General features: G+C 66.8%; 16 protein-coding genes. 8 read left to right on the top strand and 8 right to left on the bottom strand.

Annotation, left to right across the window (positions count from 1 at the left end; translation table 11 throughout):
• Nucleotides 1-74: 74 nt before the first annotated feature.
• The gene (locus ACXN5S_RS04640; protein WP_458604233.1) at nt 75-1,034 is read left to right on the top strand and encodes a diacylglycerol/lipid kinase family protein; all 960 of its coding nucleotides are present in this window, start codon (nt 75-77) and stop codon (nt 1,032-1,034) included.
• Nucleotides 1,034-1,888 (top strand): metallophosphoesterase family protein, encoded by an 855-nt coding sequence (locus ACXN5S_RS04635; RefSeq protein WP_458604232.1) that lies wholly within the window; start codon nt 1,034-1,036, stop codon nt 1,886-1,888. The genes ACXN5S_RS04640 and ACXN5S_RS04635 overlap by 1 nt, the downstream gene beginning before the upstream one ends.
• 4 nt (nt 1,889-1,892) lie before the next feature.
• Here ACXN5S_RS04635 and ACXN5S_RS04630 read toward each other — a convergent pair whose 3' ends face one another.
• Nucleotides 1,893-2,597 carry a TIGR02453 family protein gene (locus tag ACXN5S_RS04630; protein WP_458604231.1) on the bottom strand — a complete coding sequence of 235 codons (705 nt, stop codon included), beginning with the start codon at nt 2,595-2,597 and terminating at the stop codon, nt 1,893-1,895.
• A 143-nt stretch (nt 2,598-2,740) separates the two neighbouring features.
• On the opposite strand from ACXN5S_RS04630, the gene ACXN5S_RS04625 reads away from it, so the two are divergent.
• Nucleotides 2,741-4,042, top strand: coding sequence for an MATE family efflux transporter (locus tag ACXN5S_RS04625; RefSeq protein WP_458604230.1), 1,302 nt, complete (start codon nt 2,741-2,743; stop codon nt 4,040-4,042).
• On the opposite strand, the gene ACXN5S_RS04620 is transcribed toward ACXN5S_RS04625, so the two are convergent.
• From ACXN5S_RS04620 to ACXN5S_RS04610, 3 genes are read right to left on the bottom strand one after another with little or no spacing between them, the layout of a single operon-like run.
• Complete coding sequence (locus ACXN5S_RS04620; RefSeq protein WP_458604229.1) at nt 3,989-4,462, bottom strand: hypothetical protein; 474 nt, start codon at nt 4,460-4,462, stop codon at nt 3,989-3,991. The genes ACXN5S_RS04625 and ACXN5S_RS04620 overlap by 54 nt on opposite strands.
• Nucleotides 4,459-4,827 carry a bleomycin resistance protein gene (locus tag ACXN5S_RS04615; protein ID WP_458604228.1) on the bottom strand — a complete coding sequence of 123 codons (369 nt, stop codon included), beginning with the start codon at nt 4,825-4,827 and terminating at the stop codon, nt 4,459-4,461. The genes ACXN5S_RS04620 and ACXN5S_RS04615 overlap by 4 nt, the downstream gene beginning before the upstream one ends.
• Nucleotides 4,828-4,836: 9 nt before the next feature.
• Complete coding sequence (locus ACXN5S_RS04610; RefSeq protein ID WP_458604227.1) at nt 4,837-6,042, bottom strand: pyridoxal phosphate-dependent aminotransferase; 1,206 nt, start codon at nt 6,040-6,042, stop codon at nt 4,837-4,839.
• A 76-nt stretch (nt 6,043-6,118) separates the two neighbouring features.
• Here ACXN5S_RS04610 and ACXN5S_RS04605 point away from each other — a divergent pair, with 76 nt between their 5' ends.
• The 3 genes from ACXN5S_RS04605 to ACXN5S_RS04595 all read left to right on the top strand — a co-directional run bounded on the left by ACXN5S_RS04605 (nt 6,119) and on the right by ACXN5S_RS04595 (nt 7,430).
• Nucleotides 6,119-6,496: a helix-turn-helix domain-containing protein gene (locus ACXN5S_RS04605; RefSeq protein ID WP_458604226.1), complete on the top strand. Its 378-nt coding sequence runs from the start codon at nt 6,119-6,121 to the stop codon at nt 6,494-6,496.
• Between the two features lie 3 nt (nt 6,497-6,499).
• Nucleotides 6,500-6,793 carry a succinate dehydrogenase assembly factor 2 gene (locus tag ACXN5S_RS04600; RefSeq protein ID WP_458604225.1) on the top strand — a complete coding sequence of 98 codons (294 nt, stop codon included), beginning with the start codon at nt 6,500-6,502 and terminating at the stop codon, nt 6,791-6,793.
• 127 nt (nt 6,794-6,920) lie between these two features.
• Nucleotides 6,921-7,430 carry a MarR family winged helix-turn-helix transcriptional regulator gene (locus ACXN5S_RS04595; RefSeq protein WP_458604224.1) on the top strand — a complete coding sequence of 170 codons (510 nt, stop codon included), beginning with the start codon at nt 6,921-6,923 and terminating at the stop codon, nt 7,428-7,430.
• Between the two features lie 34 nt (nt 7,431-7,464).
• On the opposite strand, the gene ACXN5S_RS04590 is transcribed toward ACXN5S_RS04595, so the two are convergent.
• From ACXN5S_RS04590 to ACXN5S_RS04575, 4 genes are all read right to left on the bottom strand, one after another.
• Nucleotides 7,465-8,088 (bottom strand): YdeI/OmpD-associated family protein, encoded by a 624-nt coding sequence (locus ACXN5S_RS04590; RefSeq protein ID WP_458604223.1) that lies wholly within the window; start codon nt 8,086-8,088, stop codon nt 7,465-7,467.
• A gap of 208 nt (nt 8,089-8,296) precedes the next feature.
• The gene (locus ACXN5S_RS04585; RefSeq protein ID WP_458604222.1) at nt 8,297-9,940 is read right to left on the bottom strand and encodes a CTP synthase; all 1,644 of its coding nucleotides are present in this window, start codon (nt 9,938-9,940) and stop codon (nt 8,297-8,299) included.
• Nucleotides 9,941-10,146: 206 nt separating this feature from the next.
• Nucleotides 10,147-10,743, bottom strand: coding sequence for a preprotein translocase subunit SecG (gene secG, locus ACXN5S_RS04580; protein ID WP_458604221.1), 597 nt, complete (start codon nt 10,741-10,743; stop codon nt 10,147-10,149).
• A gap of 172 nt (nt 10,744-10,915) precedes the next feature.
• Nucleotides 10,916-11,314 (bottom strand): DUF6524 family protein, encoded by a 399-nt coding sequence (locus ACXN5S_RS04575; RefSeq protein WP_458604220.1) that lies wholly within the window; start codon nt 11,312-11,314, stop codon nt 10,916-10,918.
• Between the two features lie 145 nt (nt 11,315-11,459).
• On the opposite strand from ACXN5S_RS04575, the gene ACXN5S_RS04570 reads away from it, so the two are divergent.
• Both ACXN5S_RS04570 and ACXN5S_RS04565 read left to right on the top strand, forming a co-directional pair.
• On the top strand, nt 11,460-12,752 hold the full coding sequence (locus ACXN5S_RS04570; protein ID WP_458604219.1) for an adenylosuccinate synthase: 1,293 nt from the start codon (nt 11,460-11,462) through the stop codon (nt 12,750-12,752).
• Nucleotides 12,752-12,973: a DUF2842 domain-containing protein gene (locus ACXN5S_RS04565; protein ID WP_458604218.1), complete on the top strand. Its 222-nt coding sequence runs from the start codon at nt 12,752-12,754 to the stop codon at nt 12,971-12,973. The genes ACXN5S_RS04570 and ACXN5S_RS04565 overlap by 1 nt, the downstream gene beginning before the upstream one ends.
• Nucleotides 12,974-12,981 lie beyond the last annotated feature (8 nt).

The raw sequence follows: 12,981 nt of genomic DNA, 5'->3' as shown, positions 1-12,981 counted from the left end.
GGCAAGCGGAACGATGCTCTCTGCCCCGGCGTTGTCTTCGCAAAGCCAATCTTACGGGGACAGGCACGCATCCTATGGAACCTCCATTCACGCTGATCGCGAACGCAAAATCCGGCCGCCGCGATCGCGAGCGGCTCGATGCGCTGCGCAAGATGCTCACCGAGCAGCTCGGTGCCGAGCTGGAGTATCGCCCCGTTCAGGGTGACGAGATCGGCGAGGCCGCCAAGGCCGCGCGCGACATCGGTCGCGGCACCGTCTTCGCCGCCGGGGGCGATGGCACACTCTCCGGTATCGCCGATGTGCTGAAGGGCAGCGATGTCGCCATGGCGCCGCTGCCGATGGGCACGTTCAACTTTTTTGCCCGTGGTCTCGATATCCCCGAAGGCGACGAGGCTGCCGTCACGGCGCTGGCCAAGGGCAATGTGCGCGACTTTCCGGTGGGCGAGATCAACGGGCGGGTGTTCCTCAACAACGCCAGCCTCGGGGTGTACCCCGCCATCCTGCGGGCGCGCGAGACGGTCTACCAGAACTGGGGTCGCTCGCGGGTGGCGGCCTATTGGTCTGTCCTCAAGATCCTCGCGCGGCCCGGCCACGGCATGAAGCTGGAGGTCGAGCTCGACGGGCAGAAGCAGCGGATCGTCACGCCGATGGTCTTCGTCGGCTCCAACCCCTTCCAGCTACGTATCTTCCACCTCGATGGTGCCGAGCTGCCGGAGACGGGCAAGCTCGCCTTCTATTACGGTGAGAGCACCGGGCGTTTCGCCATGCTGCGCACCGCCGTCTGGCTGGGCCTGAAGGCGGCGCGGCGCGGGCATGAATTCGCCATGCTCTCGGGGCGCGAGATCAAGGTGAACGTCGCCGGCTCGCGCAAGAAGCTGGTCGTGGCGCTCGATGGCGAGCGGTTCCATTTCGAGACGCCCGTTACAATGCGCCTGCTGGAGCATTCGCTGAAGGTCGTCGTGCCGCAGGGCAGCTCGGCCGGGCGCCCGCGCCCCGCGCCAGACGCAGAACCGGCGGCGACGGGAGCAGCCTGATGGCACGGATCGTTCACATGTCCGACCTGCATTTCGGCCGCGCCCGGCCGGAGCTGCTGACGCCGCTCGTCGAGCAGGTCAACGCCCTGGCGCCCGACCTCGTCGCCGTCTCCGGCGACCTCTCGCAGCGCGCCCGCAACCGCGAATTCGCCGCCGCCGCCAAGCTGCTCGACCGGTTGGAAGCGCCAAAGCTCGTGGTGCCGGGCAACCATGACGTGCCGCTGTGGAACGTGCTGCTGCGGGTGCTGCACCCGTTTCGCAAATACCGCGCCCATTTCGGCAACGACAAGGAGCCGCAGACCCGCATCGGCGATGTCGCCGTCATCGGCGTCAACTCGGTCGACCCGAAGGTGCATCAGGCGGGCCGGATGGATTCGGAGCGGCTCGATAAGGTCGTGGGGCGGCTCAGCAGCCTGCCCGAAGACACGCTGAAGGTCATCGTGATGCACCACCCGATCGTGCATCCGCCCGGCTCCGACAAGGCGCCTATGGCGGGGGCCGTCAAGGCGGCGCGCGCCTTTTCCGACGCCGGCGCCGATATCGTGCTGACGGGCCACCTGCACACCTGGAAGGCAGAGACCTTCGAGATGCCGGACGGGCTGGCGCTGCTGTTCATCCAGGCGGGCACCGGCCTGTCGACGCGCAAGCGCGGAGAGCCCAACGATTTCAACCTCATCGACTGCCGCCCCGGTCAGGCGGTGGTGACGCGCTATTGCGCCACCGAGGAAGCCGACGCCTTCGTACCCGCCAGCCCGGAGCTCTTCCGCGACAGCCCGCAAGGCTGGATCCGCGCAATCGAACCGGATGCGGCGCCGGTGGCCGGCGCGGTGCGAGAAAGCGAAGCGGCGGAGTAGGGCCCTAGAGCACCGGGTGCAGCAGCTCCAGCACTGGCAGGCCCTCACGGAAGGCCTCGGTCAGCCGGGGCACCAGCGGGCCGTTACCGCCCAGCTCGCGGCTGGCGACGCAGGATTTCATCTTCAGGAACCGCGCCATCGGGTGATCCGGGTCGTAAGGCGCCGGCACGCGCTTCAATTCGCTCTCGCCAAAGGCGAAGCCCGCCGCCTCGGCCCGATCGGCCAGTGACTGCATGCGCGCGGCGTCGCTGCCGAGCAGGGCGCGCCAGCGACCGAGCTGTTCCTTGTCGAAGCTCATCGTGCCGAGCCCGACGGTGACGTCATCGAGCCCGATGCCGAAGAAGCAGACCGGCTCGCTGGCCCCGCCGGCGGTGAGCGCCCAGGACATATGCAGATGCGTGTTGTAGGGCCGCTTGTCACGCGAGAAGCGCACATCGCGCTGCGGGCGGTAGAGTTTGGGCGTCGCCTCGTGGCCCGTAAGGCCGAGGAGAGGCGCGCGCATCTCTTCCAGCAGCGCCTCCGCCGGGGCCTTCAGCCGGGCGTCGTATTCGGCCTTGTGGGCCTTGAACCAGTCGCGGTCATTGTTGGCATCGAGCCGGGCCAGAAACTCCCGCGTAGCTGCGACAAAGTCGTCACCGAGCGGGGCGGCTGAGGCAACGCTGCCTGCCGTATCGGCATCCTGGGTCGCGGCATGGCTGGGTGCACTCATCGGGGCCTCTGGACGGGGCAGGCAACTCTGCCTAGAGGAGCGCCATGAGCGCCTTCAGGTCAAGCTTCCGTACCGATGCAATTGCACTTATGCGCATCGGTCTGCCTCTTGTTGGGGCATCCGTCGCCGGATTTCTCATCCACATGACCGATACCATCATGCTTGGGTGGTATTCGGTCACCGCTCTGGCGGCCTCGACCATCGCCACGTCGTTCTGGTTCACGCTCTTCATCCTCGGCGCCGGCTTCGGCACCGCCGTGGCGCCCGTGGTGGCCTCGGCCGCGGCGCGGGGCGACGAGGTGCGGGCGCGGCGCTTCACGCGCATGGCGATGTGGCTGTCGCTGGGCTACGGCCTGCTCGCCCTGCCGCCGCTGTGGTTCTCCGAGCCGATCCTGCTCGCCATCGGGCAGCCGGCGGATGTCGCCGAGCAATCGCAGGTCTATCTGCGCATCGCCTGCTTCGGCCTCTTTGGCACGCTCTTCGCCACCTCGCTGCGCGGCTTTCTGGGCGCGCTGGAGATGACGGCGATCCAGCTCTGGATCACCATCTTCGGCGTCGGCCTGAACGCCGTGATCAACTACGCGCTGATCTTCGGCAATCTGGGCGCCCCCGAGCTGGGCATCCGCGGCGCCGCCATCGCCTCGGTCACGCTGGAAATCGCCATGGCCGCCGCCGCCGCCATCTATGCGGTGCGCAAGGCGCCGCAGTTCGAGCTCTTCGTGCGGTTCTGGAAGCCGGACTGGGAGGCGCTGCGCGATGCCTTCCGCCTTGGCATGCCGATCGGCCTGACCTCGCTGGCCGAGACGGCGATGTTCACCGGCTCGTCCGTCATGATGGGCTGGATCGGCGAGATCGAGCTGGCCGCCCATGGCATCGCCATGCAGCTGACGGCGCTGCTCTTCATGTTCCACGTCGGCATGAGCCAAGCGGGCACGGTGCGCGCGGGCGCGTATGTGGGGCGCGGCGATGAGCTGGGCCTGCGCCGCACGGCCATCACCGCCCAAGCCATCGCCGTGCTCTTCGGCTTTCTCGTTGTGGGCAGCTTCCTCATCTGGTCAGAGCCGCTGGTCGGGCTGTTCATTGACCCGAACGACCCCGAGCGCCCGGCCATCATCGCCATCGGCGCGCCGCTTCTGCTGATCGCCGCGCTCTTCCAGTTCGGCGATGGCGGGCAGGCGACCATGCTCGGCCTGCTGCGCGGCGTGCAGGACATGCGGGTGCCCATGATCATCGCGACGATCTGCTATTGGGTCGTCGGCCTGCCGGGCGCCTATCTGCTGGCTTTCCCGCTGGGGCTGGGGCCGGAGGGGCTTTGGTACGGGCTGTTCCTCGGCGTGACGACCGCGATGCTGGCCTTCACCGTGCGCTTCTGGCGCAAGTCGGTGAAGATCTCAGCCGTCCCCGCCCTCGGGCCCAGCTCCGGCCCCCCCAGCATCGCGACCTGAGCCGAGCGTCACCGGCTGCGCCGGCGCCTCGGCCAGCCGCTCGGCCTTGCGGCGCACGAGGATGGTGCGCAGGTCGTGCATGGCGAGGAGGAGCGTGTCCGTCACCTCCTCCAGCTCTTCGGGGGTGGCGCGGGCCTGAACCCATTGGGCAGTGAGGTTCATGTGGTCGATGGCGCGGTGAATGTCATCCAGCTCGCGCCGTGTCAGCAACTTGCGCCGCTCTTCGATCCAGGCCCCGATCTCGGCGCTCTCTTCGGGCGTCAGCTCATGGCCGCCATGCGGCTTGATCTCGCCGTTCTTCCAGTTCGCCACGGCGATCTGGTTCAGCTCCAGCCGCCGGTCACGGTTCTCGGTCTCGACGAGGAAGACGGCGGCGCCGTTCTCGCGGATGCGGTAGAAGAATTTGGGAAGGTCGGTCATCCGTTTTCCAGACAACGCAGCAGGCTGCCGTTCAGATCGACGAGGAAGAACAGGCGCGGCACCTCCGGGTCGGGGTCGCGCCCCGGCGGGGTGAGGCGGGGGATGGCGCGGGGGTTATCCGAGAGGCCGGCCTCGGTGAAGGCCGCGTAGAGCCCGTCCAGATCGTCCACCCGGATGCAGGCGGAGTGCCAGCTCTCCGCTGGCTTGAGGCCGGGCGCATGGAAGAACTCCAGCTCCAGCGGGCCCCGGGTGAGGATCATCCAGCCATCCGAGCGGTAGGGCGGCTCGAAGCCGAGGGTGGCGTAGAACGCCTCAGTCTCGGCCATGTCGATGGCCGGCAGGTTGGCGGTGATCCTGTCGGCCATCCGGCCCCCCTAGCTCAGCCCCTCGCAGAACCGCTTGATGCGCGCGCAGGCCTCGGTCAGCGCGGCGTCGGAAGTAGCGTAGCTGACGCGGAAGTTCGGAGAAAGCCCGAAGGCGGCGCCGAAGACGACGGCGACGTTCTCCTCCTCCAGCAGCGCCGTGGCGAAGGCCTCGTCATCGGTGATCGCCGTTCCGGCGGCCGAGGTCTTGCCGATGCAGCCTGAGATGTCGGGGTAGACGTAAAAGGCCCCCTCCGGCACCGGGCAGGTGATGCCGGGGGAGGCGTTGAGGCCGGCGACCACCAGATCGCGCCGCCGCTCGAACAGCGCCCGGTTGGGGCCGATGAAATCCTGCGGGCCATTCAGCGCCTCGATCGCAGCCCATTGGCTGATCGAGCAGGGGTTCGACGTGCTCTGGCTCTGGATCTTGCGCATGGCGCCGATCAGCTCCTTCGGTCCCGCCGCATAGCCGATCCGCCAGCCGGTCATCGCATAGGCCTTGGAGACGCCGTTGACGGTGAGCGTGCGCTCGTAGAGCCCGGGCTCGACCTCTGCCGGGGTGCAGAAGGTGAAGTCCCCAAAGGTCAGATGCTCGTACATATCGTCGGTCATCACCCAGACATGCGGGTGCTTCATCAGCACGTCCGTCAGCGCCCTAAGCTCGTCACGGCTGTAGCCCGCGCCGGTCGGGTTCGACGGCGAGTTGAAGAGGAACCACTTGGTCTTGGGCGTGATCGCCGCCTCGAGCTGCTCGGCGGTGATCTTGAAGCCCGTCTCCATCGAGGCGGGCACCACGACAGGCTCGCCGCCCGCCAGCAGCACCATGTCGGGATAGCTGACCCAGTAGGGCGCGGGGATGATTACCTCGTCGCCGGGGTTCAGCGTCGCCATGAAAGCGTTGTAGAGCACCTGCTTGCCGCCAGTGCCCACCGTTACCTGCGCCGGCTCATAGCGCAGCCCGTTCTCTCGCTCGAACTTGGCGCAGATGGCCTTCTTCAGCTCGGGGATGCCATCGACGGGGGTGTACTTCGTCCGCCCTTCCTCGATGGCGCGGATGCCCGCGGCCTTGATATTGGCCGGCGTGTCGAAATCCGGCTCACCGGCGCCGAGGCCGATCACGTCACGCCCGGCGGCCTTCAGCTCCGCCGCCTTGGTGGTGACCGCGATGGTCGGCGAGGGCTTCACGCGGGCGAGGGTGTCGGCGAGGAAAGGCGGCATGTCGGCTCCGGGCTGGCAACGAAGGGGCGCGGCTGTCATAAGCCGGGGCAGGAGACCCGGCAAGGAGGAGCCCCACATGACGCCCGATGACGGCTGGTACAGCGAAGACAGTGCCACACTCGGTGACCGCATCGCCGGTGCCCGCGAGGCCGCCGGCCTTGGCCAGAAAGAGCTGGCATCGCGCCTCGGCGTGAAGGCCTCGACGATCGAACGCTGGGAGGATGACCGGGCAGAGCCGCGCGCCAACCGCCTGCAGATGCTTGCCGGCATGCTCGGCGTCTCGCTTTCGTGGATGCTCACGGGTGTCGGCGACGGGCCTGAAGCCCCGACAGAGGCCGATACAGCCGAGCGTGGGCATGAGCTGACCGAGCTGCGCAAGATCCGCGCCGAGATGACGGCAACGCTCGCCCGCCTCGGCCGGCTGGAAAAGCGCCTGCGCAGCAGCACGAGCTAAACCATGATCGAGACACCGCCCCCGGCCGGAGAGACCCGCGAGACCAGGCTGCGCCGTCTGCACATGCGCTCGATCCGCCGGGGTATCCGCGAGATGGACCTGATCTTAGGCAATTTCGCCGCGACCGAACTGCCGGCCCTGAGTGATTCACGCCTCGACGATTACGAGCGCCTGCTTAATGAATCCGACCATGACATTTACCGTTGGATAAGTACTGACAACGGGGCGCCGGCAGAGCTTGAAGGCGTATTAACCCTTATTCGCAAGGGGGCTCAGGGTGTCACCCGTCCGGCCTAGCTGGCCGCCCGCCCCGACATTTCCCCCCAATTGCCCCTTTTCAGACACATTCCGACTGGGTTTTAAACCACATCTTGAGCAATTGTCGCCAAGTTAGGATCAAAACCCGCTGAATGGAGAAGCCCCGATGAGCCTGCACTCTGCGATTGAAGACGACTCTGAGCTCGGTGTTAACGCGGGCTTCATGCAAAGCTACCTTGAAGCGCTGACGCTGGTCGAACGGCTTCACCGCCTTCTGCTCGATGTCATCAAGGATGAGTTCGAACGCCTCGGCATGCTTGAGCTCAATGCCGTTCAGGCCCTCTTGCTGTTCAACATCGGCGACAACGAGGTGACGGCCGGCGAACTGAAGAGCCGCGGCTATTACCAGGGCTCGAACGTCTCGTACAACCTCAAGAAGCTGGTCGAGATGGGCTACATGCATCACCAGCGCTGCGAGATCGACCGCCGCTCTGTCCGCGTTCGCCTGACGGAGAAGGGCCGCGAGGTGCGCGACATCGTCACCAAGCTCTTCGCCGCCCATGCCGAAGGTCTCACCGGCCGCGGTGTGATCGATCTCGAAGGCCTCGACAACATCACCATGTCGCTGCGCCGGGTCGAGCGCTACTGGGCCGACCAGATCCGCTACATCTACTGAGCCACGGCTCCCGCGGGGCCGCCAGCGGGCGGCCCTAGCGTTCCATCGCGCCCTTGCCCGCGATGATCTTCTCGCGAAATTTCTCTACCCGGGCCAACCGCGTCTCCGCCTTCTTGGCGGAGGAGAGGGCAATCACGTAGCTTTTCTGCCGGCCCGGTGTCAGAGCGTGAAAGGCCTCGGCAAGCTCGCTGTCACTGTCCAGCGCCTCCACCAGTTCTTCCGGCAACTCCAGCGCCTCCTCCTCCTTCGGCGCCCGGATCCCGGCTTCGGCATAGCTTATCGCTTCTGCCAGATAGTTGCTGATCACCGGCTCTAGCCGCGCCGGCCCATCCTCATCCGTGAACTTGATGATATTGGGGTGCTTCGTATTCGGCCCCTGCCGCACCATCACCCCCACGGGGTCTTTCATCAGCGCCGGCTCGAAGAAGCCCAGGCTGAAATACTCCTTCAGCGCCCCGATGATCACGATATTGCGCCCGGCATGGGCGTAGCAGGGATGCGCCCACCGCACCTGCTCCTCCAGCCCCGCCTCCCGGCAGATCCGGCGCAGCACCTCGAGCCCGCCGATCCAGCGGCGCGTGGAACATTCGGGCGTATCGAACCGCTCACAGCGCGCGCAGCCCCGGGTGAAGTAGTCTTCGACGTCAGCAATCATCATGGCCGCCCCTCCACGACCTCACTCATAACCCTTGCCTTATGAGAATGCAAAACCGCCGCACCGTCGCCGCCCGCGCCCCCTCGACCTCTGCCGAGCGCGGCCAGCAATCGGCCCGCCTGTCTTTGCTCAAGCAAAATCCTCGGGGGGGCTGCCAAAGGCAGCGGGGGGCAGACAGCCCCCCTCCAACCTCTCAACCAGGGCGGCCGCCTCAGACCAGGCGGCTCGTCTCCAGCGCCGCCCGCACGAAGCTGGCGAACAGCGGGTGCGGGTCGAAGGGTTTCGACTTCAGCTCGGGGTGGAACTGGACGCCGATGAACCAGGGGTGATCGCTCCATTCCACGATCTCCGGCAGCCGGCCGTCCGGGCTCATCCCCGAGAAGCACAGGCCCGCTTTCTCCAGCTGCTCGCGATATTTGGTGTCGACCTCGTAGCGGTGACGATGCCGCTCTTCGATCTCGGTCTCGCCATAGACCTCGGCGACCTTCGAGCCCTCAGAGAGCATCGCCGTATAGGCCCCAAGCCGCATCGTGCCGCCCTTGTCGTCATCCACCTTGCGGCGGACGGCGTGGTTGCCCTGGATCCATTCCTTGAGGTGATAGACCACCGGCTCGAAGCGCCGCACGCCGGCCTCGTGGTCGAATTCCTCCGAGCCGGCCTTGTCAACGCCGGCGACATTCCGGGCGGCCTCGATCACCGCCATCTGCATGCCAAGGCAGATGCCGAGATAGGGCACCTTGTGCTCGCGAGCGAACTTCGCGGCGGCGATCTTGCCCTCGGTGCCGCGCTCACCGAAGCCGCCGGGCACGAGGATGGCGTGGAAGCGCTCCAGATGCGGGGCCGGGTCTTCGCGCTCGAAGATCTCGGCGTCGATCCACTCGGCCTTTACCTTCACCCGGTTCGCCATGCCGCCATGGGTCAGCGCTTCGGCGATCGACTTATAGGCGTCTTCCAGCTGCGTGTACTTGCCAACGATGGCCACGCGCACCACGCCCTCGGCATGGTGGATGCGGTCGCTCACATCTTCCCACTTCGTCAGATCGGGCCGCGGGGCAGGGGAGATCTGGAAGGCATCCAGCACCGCCTGGTCGAGACCCTCGCGGTGATAGGCGAGGGGCGCGTCGTAGATCGTCGAGAGGTCCTGCGCCGCGATCACGCTGTCGGGGCGGACGTTGCAGAAGAGCGCGAGCTTCTCCCGCTCTTTCTGCGGGATCGGCCCCTCGGAGCGGCAGACGAGGATGTCGGGGGCGAGACCGATGGAGCGGAGCTCCTTCACCGAGTGCTGCGTCGGCTTGGTCTTGAGCTCGCCCGAGGTCTTGATCCAGGGCAGGAGGGTCAGGTGCATGAAAATGCACTGGCCGCGGGGCTTGTCCTGGCTGAACTGGCGGATCGCCTCGAAGAAAGGCAGGCCCTCGATATCGCCAACGGTGCCGCCGATCTCGCAGAGCATGAAGTCGACCTCATCACCGCCGATGTCGATGAAATCCTTGATCTCGTCGGTGACGTGCGGAATGACCTGGATGGTCTTGCCGAGGTAGTCGCCCCGGCGCTCTTTCTCCAGCACGTTCGAATAGATGCGCCCGGAGGATACCGAATCCGTTCGCCGTGCCGCGACGCCGGTGAAGCGCTCGTAATGGCCCAGGTCGAGGTCGGTCTCGGCGCCGTCATCTGTGACGAAGACCTCGCCATGCTCGAAGGGGCTCATCGTGCCCGGGTCGACGTTGAGATAGGGGTCGAGCTTTCTCAGCCGCACCGAATAGCCGCGCGCCTGCAGAAGGGCCCCCAGGGCGGCCGAAGCAAGGCCTTTGCCGAGGGAGGACACCACCCCGCCGGTGATGAAAACGTAGCGCGCCATTGGTGATAAACCCCCGTGTCTGGCCAAATCAAAGCTCAAGGCCGGGGGCTTGCGCACCCAGCATCACGGGACTCAATGATACGCGACAACGGCGGTCCCTGTCCACACCGTGCGCAAGATTTTGTTGCGGAGTTTCTAGAGCAGACAACCCCTTGTGGCAGCGCAGGGCGCTACCTTCGGGCGGCACGAGGCCGCCCGGCGGTTCGTCAGTTGCCGGCCGGCGCCGCGGGGGCGTCGTCCTCGGCAGGAGCGGCGGCCTCGGGCTCGGCGGCATCATCCGCCGCTGCCGGGGCGCTTGTGTCTTGGGTCACCGGTGCGGTGGCCTCGGGCACCTCTTCTACGGCGGACTCATCGGCCTGCGGCAGAACCAGGTCACTCTCCGGCGCCGCGCCCGCTTCCGGCAGCGCGAAGCCGTCGGTGGTGGCGTTCGGCACGCCGGCGTCGGTGTCTTCGGCATTGGGCACAACGGGGCCGCTCTCTTCGGCAGAGGGCGGCAGCAGCGAGGTGCCGAGATCGGGCGTGTTGGCGCCGGAGCTGCCCACCGGCTGAATCCGGTCGACCACCGAGACGCCGGCAGAGTTGTTGGCCGAGATGATCGTCAGCGCCAGCGTGCAAACGAAGAACGCGGTGCCGAGGCCCCAGGTGACCTTGCCCAGCACATCCGCCGCGGCGCGGCCGGTCATGACTCCGCCGCCACCGCCGCCGCCCATGCCAAGGCCGCCCCCTTCGGAGCGCTGCAGCAGCACGACGCCGATCAAACTGAGGGCGATGAGCAGGTCAACGATAAGAACGACGGTTTCCATGGGGGCTCCCGGTGCAACGGGGGGTATCTAGAACCGGCAAACCCAGAGCGCAAGCATGAAGGCAGCGCTTCCGGGGTGCCGGAGGGACAAGCGGGGCTTTTGCGCCGGCATGGCGCGCTCCGCCCGGGCCTTATAGCCAAGGCGGGCAGGGGGGCGGCAGCTGGCCCGGCGCTCAGTCCTCGCCGAGCACGTCGACCTGGCCAGAAAGCTGCCGGCGGATGATCGACCATGACAGCCCGGTACCCAGCACCAGCGAGGCCGTGAAGATCGCCAGCCAGCTCGCGCCGTCCTTGGTGTCGACATGCAGGATGCCGTAATCGAGCCCCAGCCAGACGAGCGCACCCACGAAGAACAGCACGATCATCACGCCGAACAGCCCCAGCGCCCGCAGCGTCGCGCGCAGCGACACCACGTAGCCGGCGGCCAGCATCACGCCCAGAACCGCCGCCAGCGGCAATTGGTCAAGGTGATTGCGCCCGAACCAGGCGAGGTAATTGAACGGGGTGGGGTTATAGGTCAGCGCGATGAGGAGCCCTGCAAACCCCCACCGGGTGAAGAAGTGGATCGCCATGTGTCTGCCTCACAGGTCGTTAAAATTTTATCGAACCTTTTGTGCGCTCCGCGACTGTCTGTCCATCCGGTCCGGCGCGGCCTTGAAGCCAGCGTGACCCCGGCGCTATACCCGCCCCTGTTTGTGTCTCGGCAAGGAGCGCCTCATGGCGAACGTGGTGGTCGTCGGCACCCAATGGGGTGACGAGGGCAAGGGTAAGATCGTGGATTGGCTTTCCGAGCGGGCAGATGTGATCGCCCGCTTCCAGGGAGGCCACAACGCCGGGCATACGCTGGTTATCGACGGCGAGGTCTATAAGCTGCATGCGCTGCCCTCGGGCGTGGTGCGCGGCGGCAAGCTCTCAATCATCGGCAACGGCGTCGTGCTCGACCCCTGGCATCTGCTTGAAGAGATCGCCGCCATCCGCGCGCAGGGGGTGGAGATCTCCCCCGAGACGCTGATGATCGCCGAGAACACGCCGCTGATCCTGCCGCTGCATGGCGAGCTCGACCGGGCGCGCGAGAACCAGAATTCTGTCGCCAAGATCGGCACCACTGGCCGCGGCATCGGCCCCGCCTATGAAGACAAGGTGGGCCGACGCGTGATCCGCGTCGCCGATCTCGGCGATGCCGCCACGCTGGAGCTGCGGGTCGACCGCGCGCTGGTGCACCACAATGCGCTGCGCTCGGGCCTCGGCATGGAGCCGGTAGATCGCGAGGCGCTGCTGGAGATGCTGCGCGAGCTGGCGCCGAAGATCCTGCCCTATGCCAAGCCGGTCTGGAAGGTCATGACCGAGGCGCGCCGCGCCGGCAAACGCATCCTCTTCGAGGGCGCGCAGGGGGCGCTGCTGGATATCGACTTCGGCACCTATCCTTATGTGACCAGCTCCAACGTCATCGCAGGGCAGGCGGCGACGGGCACGGGCATCGGCCCCGGCTCGATCGATTTCGTGCTCGGCATCACCAAGGCCTACACCACCCGCGTCGGCGAGGGGCCGTTCCCCACCGAGCTTCACGATGACGACGGCCAGCGCCTGGGCGAGCGGGGCCATGAGTTCGGCACCACCACCGGGCGCAAGCGCCGCTGCGGCTGGTTCGACGCCTGCCTGCTGCGCCAGACCTGCGCGACCTCCGGCGTCTCGGGCATCGCGCTGACCAAGCTCGACGTGCTCGACGGCTTCGAGACGCTGCGCATCTGCACAGGCTACGAGCTTGACGGTCAGCAACTGGATTACCTGCCCACCGCCGCCGATCAGCAGGCCCGCTGCACCCCTCTCTATGAAGAGATGCCGGGCTGGGCGGAAAGCACGGCCGGCGCCCGCAGCTGGGCCGATCTGCCGGGGCAGGCGATCAAGTATGTCCGCCGCATCGAAGAGCTGATCGGCTGCCCGGTGGCGCTCGTTTCCACCTCGCCGGAGCGGGAAGACACGATCCTCGTCACCGATCCCTTCGCAGACTGATGGCGCTGTCGTACAAAGCCCGGCGCCGGCTGTCGCTGCTGATCCTGGTGATCGGGCTGCCGGGTTACATCATGGTGGCGGTGCTGATCATGAGCACCATCCCCCGCCCGCCCATCTGGCTGGAGCTGCTGATCTACATCGCCCTCGGCGTGGTCTGGGCGCTGCCGCTGAAGGCCATCTTCCGCGGGGTCGGCAAGGCCGACCCCGATTCCGAAAGCTAGGGCGCCGC

The organism is Pseudoroseicyclus sp. H15 (assembly GCF_054353345.1).
Note: the sequence above shows the minus strand (reverse complement) of the source record. Positions and strands in the feature narration are given on the sequence as shown.

What these genes read in the sequence shown, in the direction of transcription:
- ACXN5S_RS04640 (WP_458604233.1), top strand. Translation starts at nt 75, where the DNA reads ATGGAACCTCCATTCACGCTGATCGCGAACGCAAAATCCGGCCGCCGC.
- ACXN5S_RS04635 (WP_458604232.1), top strand. Translation starts at nt 1,034, where the DNA reads ATGGCACGGATCGTTCACATGTCCGACCTGCATTTCGGCCGCGCCCGG.
- ACXN5S_RS04630 (WP_458604231.1), bottom strand. Translation starts at nt 2,597, where the DNA reads ATGAGTGCACCCAGCCATGCCGCGACCCAGGATGCCGATACGGCAGGC.
- ACXN5S_RS04625 (WP_458604230.1), top strand. Translation starts at nt 2,741, where the DNA reads ATGACCGATACCATCATGCTTGGGTGGTATTCGGTCACCGCTCTGGCG.
- ACXN5S_RS04620 (WP_458604229.1), bottom strand. Translation starts at nt 4,462, where the DNA reads ATGACCGACCTTCCCAAATTCTTCTACCGCATCCGCGAGAACGGCGCC.
- ACXN5S_RS04615 (WP_458604228.1), bottom strand. Translation starts at nt 4,827, where the DNA reads ATGGCCGACAGGATCACCGCCAACCTGCCGGCCATCGACATGGCCGAG.
- ACXN5S_RS04610 (WP_458604227.1), bottom strand. Translation starts at nt 6,042, where the DNA reads ATGCCGCCTTTCCTCGCCGACACCCTCGCCCGCGTGAAGCCCTCGCCG.
- ACXN5S_RS04605 (WP_458604226.1), top strand. Translation starts at nt 6,119, where the DNA reads ATGACGCCCGATGACGGCTGGTACAGCGAAGACAGTGCCACACTCGGT.
- ACXN5S_RS04600 (WP_458604225.1), top strand. Translation starts at nt 6,500, where the DNA reads ATGATCGAGACACCGCCCCCGGCCGGAGAGACCCGCGAGACCAGGCTG.
- ACXN5S_RS04595 (WP_458604224.1), top strand. Translation starts at nt 6,921, where the DNA reads ATGAGCCTGCACTCTGCGATTGAAGACGACTCTGAGCTCGGTGTTAAC.
- ACXN5S_RS04590 (WP_458604223.1), bottom strand. Translation starts at nt 8,088, where the DNA reads ATGATGATTGCTGACGTCGAAGACTACTTCACCCGGGGCTGCGCGCGC.
- ACXN5S_RS04585 (WP_458604222.1), bottom strand. Translation starts at nt 9,940, where the DNA reads ATGGCGCGCTACGTTTTCATCACCGGCGGGGTGGTGTCCTCCCTCGGC.
- secG (WP_458604221.1), bottom strand. Translation starts at nt 10,743, where the DNA reads ATGGAAACCGTCGTTCTTATCGTTGACCTGCTCATCGCCCTCAGTTTG.
- ACXN5S_RS04575 (WP_458604220.1), bottom strand. Translation starts at nt 11,314, where the DNA reads ATGGCGATCCACTTCTTCACCCGGTGGGGGTTTGCAGGGCTCCTCATC.
- ACXN5S_RS04570 (WP_458604219.1), top strand. Translation starts at nt 11,460, where the DNA reads ATGGCGAACGTGGTGGTCGTCGGCACCCAATGGGGTGACGAGGGCAAG.
- ACXN5S_RS04565 (WP_458604218.1), top strand. Translation starts at nt 12,752, where the DNA reads ATGGCGCTGTCGTACAAAGCCCGGCGCCGGCTGTCGCTGCTGATCCTG.